The 5,557-nt window shown below is 53.4% G+C and carries 3 protein-coding genes; all 3 read right to left on the bottom strand.

The annotated features are described in order from the left end of the window. A partial coding sequence (locus tag MHK04_RS12030; protein ID WP_239227084.1) for a VaFE repeat-containing surface-anchored protein occupies nucleotides 1–1,906 on the bottom strand: 1,906 nt, incomplete at its 3' end. 733 nt (nucleotides 1,907–2,639) lie between these two features. Next, nucleotides 2,640–2,963, bottom strand: a complete 324-nt coding sequence (locus MHK04_RS12025; RefSeq protein ID WP_239208115.1) for a malonyl-CoA-ACP transacylase — start codon at nucleotides 2,961–2,963, stop codon at nucleotides 2,640–2,642. Nucleotides 2,964–4,040: 1,077 nt separating this feature from the next. Next, nucleotides 4,041–5,333, bottom strand: a complete 1,293-nt coding sequence (locus MHK04_RS12020; protein ID WP_239208116.1) for an adenylosuccinate synthase — start codon at nucleotides 5,331–5,333, stop codon at nucleotides 4,041–4,043. Between the last annotated feature and the right edge of the window lie 224 nt (nucleotides 5,334–5,557).

Here is a 5,557-nt window from a genome sequence, read left to right as displayed (position 1 = left end):
AAACCTCATCAACAATCTTGGCACCAGCAACAACCTCATGAGAACCATCCTCAAAATCAGCATTCGTGCTGATCTTCGGAGTCTGCTTAGAAGTTACAGTCTGATCCTCATCATCGATGTCGCGGTGTTCGGTAATCTTCTTCTCTTCGTCAGAGTTCGGAGTTTCCTTACCGTTCTCGTCGACCTGCTTGGAGTACAGGTCCTCGAATGCGACAGCAGCCTTGATGACACCCTCAACATGGTCGTTGACCTTGATGTCAACAACCTGCTCGCCGGCAGACTTCTTCGGGGTGAAGGTTACTTCGCCCTTGCCGACGACATCGTGCTCACCCTCAGCATTCTCTGCCTTGTTACGCAGCTCAGCCTTCAGGGTGTATTCCTTACCTGGCACCAGGTCGGTGTAGGTAACGGTGTCCTTGACGGTGACGCCAGCCTTTACTTGCTTAGCGTTGTCAAAATCAGCGTTGGTCTTAATGGACGGGGCCCACTTGGTGTTAACGGTCTGCTTCTCATCGTTGATGTCTTCGTGAGTAGCAATCACGTTTTCATCGGTGGAGCCAGTGGTCTCGTTGCCGTCCTTATCTACCTCGGTAGATACCAGCTTCTCGAAGGCAACCGCAGCGTCAACAGCAGGATCTGCCTTGTCGTTGACAGTGATCTCGACGTCCTTCTTGCCGGCGGACTCTTCCGGAACCAGTTCCTCGGAGCCTTCACCCAGTACGGTTTCGCCATCTGCCTTGGAAATCAGCTTCGCCTTCAGGGTGTACTTCTTGCCCGGAACAAGGTCCTTATACGTCACAGTGTCAATAACCGTGGCGCCCTTTTCTACACGGTTGCCATCTTTGATCGAAGCTTCCGTTTCAATCTTGGGCTCAAGATCCTTCTGTTGCTCGCTAGTAGTAGGAGTCGGTTCTGGATTGGGTACTACATCAGTCGTCTTATCCGGGGTCGTCTCGGAGGTAGTGTCCTTCGGAGTGGTTGTTTCAGAACCAGACGGCTCAGGATTCTCGGTCGTCTCGCTTGGAGAGGTCTCGCCACCCGGATTCTCAGGAGAAGTGGTCGGCTCCTCAGAGCCTCCACCATTGTCCGGCAGTCCTGGCTGATCGATTGGCATAACACGCTGGCCTCTTGGCAGACCATTGGGATTGCCATTAGGGCCGACAATCGTGATGTAATACTCCTCTGGCTGCTTTTCAATTTTAGCAGCAGCGTCGGGAACCTCCCGTAGCTCTGGGCCATTCTTGCCTTCAGCATTCACAATTTCGAAACCTGTGAGCTTAGTAAATTCATCAGCGGAGCCGTGGAAGTTCTGGTAAGTCGGCCCGACTAAGTCACCTAAATCGTGACCCAATACCGCGTGGGCAGCTTCCTGCGCAGCCGACATATGGCCTACCAATACCGCCAAGTAGACCCAGTAATTATTGGAGGCCTCTTTGTCGTTAGCTTCATAAGCTTGCTTCAATTTGATGGCCAAAGAGATTGCGGCATCACGATAACGGTCTTCGACATCAAGCTTGGCAGCATTGTCAAGTGTGTAAGAGTATCGGTTGTTCATTGGTGCATTGACGCCAGGATCAATACACAGTGCCCAACCTACGTCGTTGTTGGCGTTGCCTTGGGCGGAAGGGTTAACTTTCTTCCCCTCACGGTAGGCCTTTTCGGCTTCCGCTTTAGTAACCGGCTTGCCTGCCCATACCACATTTCCCCATTCGGGCTCTGAGCCCACTCCACCCTTATAATAGGGATCCGCAAAGTTATCGTTGGCAGTCGGCATCGGAATTCTATTGTTAGAATCCTCCGCTTTCGCCCCCGGAACGGTGACCATGGCCGCAACTACCGCAATTGCAGCGAGCACTGCGGTAAAGACCATCCACCCCTCTCGGGTTATGTTTCTTAATTTACTCATTCTTTCCTCTTCGAGCGGTACAAATACTTACATTCGTTTTCCTGTACAGCGAGTGTCTTCGCTGAGCAGAACCTGAAATTGGGACTTGAACACACTGCGGTTAATCAGGGTTTTGAACCCGAATCTGGATTAACTCTTATTGTGCTCTCAGGATAATATCACGGGAAAATTTAAGGCGCCAGCCAGAAAATATTGGAAACCTGCACGTTATGCAGGATTTCTAATCTCATACCCACAGGTAGATGCTTTTATTTTTACGGACAACCTAGTATTAAATACATATGTTCGACGCTCGCTAAGCACTTTCTAAGGCTAAAGAGTTAAGCCACTAGCTTAACCAATACTAATATTGGACTTAATTAGACCCATGTAAACACTTCCATACGCTGCGTTTTATCTAACTTCGTGCAAATTCAAGAGAGAGATTCGCACGGACTTTCTTCGCATTACTCCAGAATTATCCGTAGAAAGTTGGTGTTACAGGAGTGGCTGGAGAGCATTCGAAATGGGCGTGCACACGTTCGATATACCAGACGTGTAGTAAGCCTTAACCTTATTGCCATTCACCTTCAAGAAGAGATGTGTGAGCAAAAACTCTTCCTAGGGTCGCCACAATCACACTTGGGGTCTCGCACAAGAGTGAGGGAGAATTGGGCAAAGAAAAATCCGCACGGGCGTCGGCAAACGGATGCTTTACCGAGGCCGCAGTGCGGATCCTGGAATGAACTAAGCCTTAAAGAACGGCAGTGACCTGGTAACCCTTCTCCCGCAGGAGCTGGGAGACTGCCTCGAAAGTAACGTCGTCTTTGTCTGGGTTGTAGGTCTCCGGATTCAGGGCAATATTGGCGGTGTCGCCCTCATAGCGGACGCTGATGAAGTCATAGCCGGCTTCGGCATGCGCGGCGTCGATAAGAGCCTGCACGTCGTCGGTGTTGCCCTGTTCAGCAACAGCAACCTGCTCCTGCTCAGGTACCGGTGCAGCCTCCTGCGCCGGGGCACCCAAACCAAAGAAGCCCATAATCGTGGCGAGTAGGCCACTCAAAAGCTTGATAATCATTAAAGTAACTCCCTGTGTATAGTGCGCGGAAATAGGGCCCGCGAAAGCTGAAAATTCTCTGTACTTAAAGCCTGCTTAATTTTAACTTAGCGTTTAGGTATGTACAACAGAGAAAGACTTAATTCCGCGCGTTATGGCCGTGAGGGCAGCTAAAATGCACCAATATATCTCAGCACCTGTGCTTCGCCCCCTGGGGTGGGGCTTGCTAACGCTAGGGGAACGGGGAATTGCCCAGGCAATAGGAAGACCTGGGTTGTCTGCCTGATGGTTGTAGGAATCCGCACTTTATGAACAAATGTGTACTACTGGGGCAGAACCCAAACAGTGGAATCCCACGCGATTCATAAAGGAGCGCTTCAGCATCACATCAAACTGGTTAGCCTAGCAGGCCGGCGACCTGCTGCAGATACCCAGCCGGTTCGTGAATGGCAAAATCTGGGTAATACACTGGCAGACGATGCCACTAATCAGTGCAGGAACCTGCTCTACCCGTGGGGAAGCCCGAGATATTCACGGTCAATCTATAAAGCTGAACGTAGCCCAGGAACAGCAGCAAGACCCCCGCCGATTGCGTCCGAAATACAGTGGCATCGCTCGATGTCCGAGAATCCACTGGATAGGCTTGGCAGAAGGAAGCACCCAGCTTAATCGATGCGGCTTGGACAACAACCGTTGTGACACCTTCATTCCTGCCCTAACCCCTCAACAAAGAGGGTCCCGTCGCGCTCCAATCGTTCACTGCAAGCGAAGGTAGATCAGTTACCACCCCTACAATGGCGGCGGTCTTAGAAGTGATACCTTCACCTTAATTGGTCACTGTGTCGAATATGCCGATGCTTAGGAGGACTGAAGGTATCGTGATTTCTTTGGTATTTTCAATAAACTTTTTAAAGTAAATTGATGGTGTTATCTACTACTGTCGCTTGGGAAAGAAGTCTTATCGAGCGCGTTAGTAGAGGTGTCACTCCTCCCCTCCTGTAGCTACGCACTGAGCTTACGTAGAAATGCCAAGAGCCCCGCGCCGCAGTGGAAGCACTGCGCGGCGGGGCTCATTCGTCGGTTGAGAGGGAAATTGCCTTACTGATCTTCCATCACATCGTGGCGCACAATGGTCTGGTCGCGGCCGGGGCCGACGCCGATGTAGGAAACGCGGCAGCCGGACAGCTCCTCTAGGCGCAGGACGTAGTCTTGGGCCTTCTGCGGCAGCTCCTCAAAGGTGGAGCATTCCGTGATGTCCTCGTCCCAGGCGGGCATGGTCTCGAAGATGGGCTCGGCGTGGTGGAACTCGGACTGGGTAAGCGGCAGCTCATCGTAGCGCTTGCCGTCGACGTCATAGGCCACGCAGATAGGAATCTCACCGATGCCAGTGAGAACGTCCAACTTGGTCAGGAAGTAATCGGTAAAGCCGTTCACGCGGGTGGCGTAGCGCGCAATGACGGAGTCGTACCAGCCACAACGGCGCTTGCGGCCGGTGTTGACGCCGATCTCGCCGCCGGTGGTCTGCAGGTACTCGCCCCACTTATCAAAGAGCTCAGTCGGGAACGGGCCAGCGCCCACGCGGGTGGTGTATGCCTTGATGATGCCCAGGGAGGTCTTAATGCGGGTTGGGCCAATGCCCGAGCCCACGGAAGCACCACCGGCGGTCGGGTTAGACGAGGTCACGAACGGGTAAGTGCCATGGTCCACATCCAGCATGGTGGCCTGGCCGCCCTCCATGAGTACGTGCTTACCGGACTCGAGGGCTTTGTTGAGCTCGAGCTCAGCATCGATAACCATCGGGCGTAGGCGATCGCGGTAGCTCAAGAAGTAGTCCACAATCTGGTCTGCCTCGATGGCCTTGCGGTTGTACATCTTCACCAGCATCTGGTTTTTAATGTCCAGCGCAGACTCGACCTTCTGGCGCAGGATGGACTCATCAAAGATGTCCTGGACGCGAATGCCAATGCGCGCGACCTTATCGGCATAGGTCGGACCAATGCCGCGGCCGGTGGTACCAATCGCGCGCTTGCCCAGGAAACGCTCCTGCACGCGGTCGAGCGTCTGATGGTAAGGGGCTACTAGGTGCGCATTGGCGGAAATCTTCAGGCGCGAGGCATTCGCACCGCGGGCTTCGAGGCCATCAATTTCATCAAAGAGCGCCTCGAGGTTAATTACCACGCCATTGCCCAGCACTGGGGTAGCGTTCTCAGACAAGATGCCGGCCGGCAGGAGCTTCAGCTCATATTTATCGCCGCCTACCACGACGGTGTGGCCGGCGTTATTACCGCCGTTCGGCTTGACCACGTAGTCAACCTTGCCGCCGAGGATGTCGGTCGCTTTGCCCTTGCCTTCGTCGCCCCATTGGGCGCCGACAATGACGATCGCTGCCATTGTTTAGTCACTTCCTCATTATTGAAGCCAAAATACTCTCCAACTTTACACTTTCCCGGCCAAAAAAGCGCGCGTAGCATGGTGCGCATGCGTTTTTTGTTCCTCCGCTGCGGCGCCCCGGACATCCCCATGCCCGCTGAGGCCCATGATCTCTCGGCCATTCCTACCCGCAAAGAGCTCGCGCTTATCGACGCCTTCCTATCCCCCCTCCTTCCCACCGACCC

Origin of the sequence: Corynebacterium nasorum (assembly GCF_022345765.1) — a bacterium.
In the GTDB taxonomy this organism is placed as follows: domain Bacteria; phylum Actinomycetota; class Actinomycetes; order Mycobacteriales; family Mycobacteriaceae; genus Corynebacterium; species Corynebacterium kefirresidentii.
The sequence above is the reverse complement of the archived record's forward strand: the minus strand, read 5'-3'. Positions and strand labels throughout refer to the sequence as shown.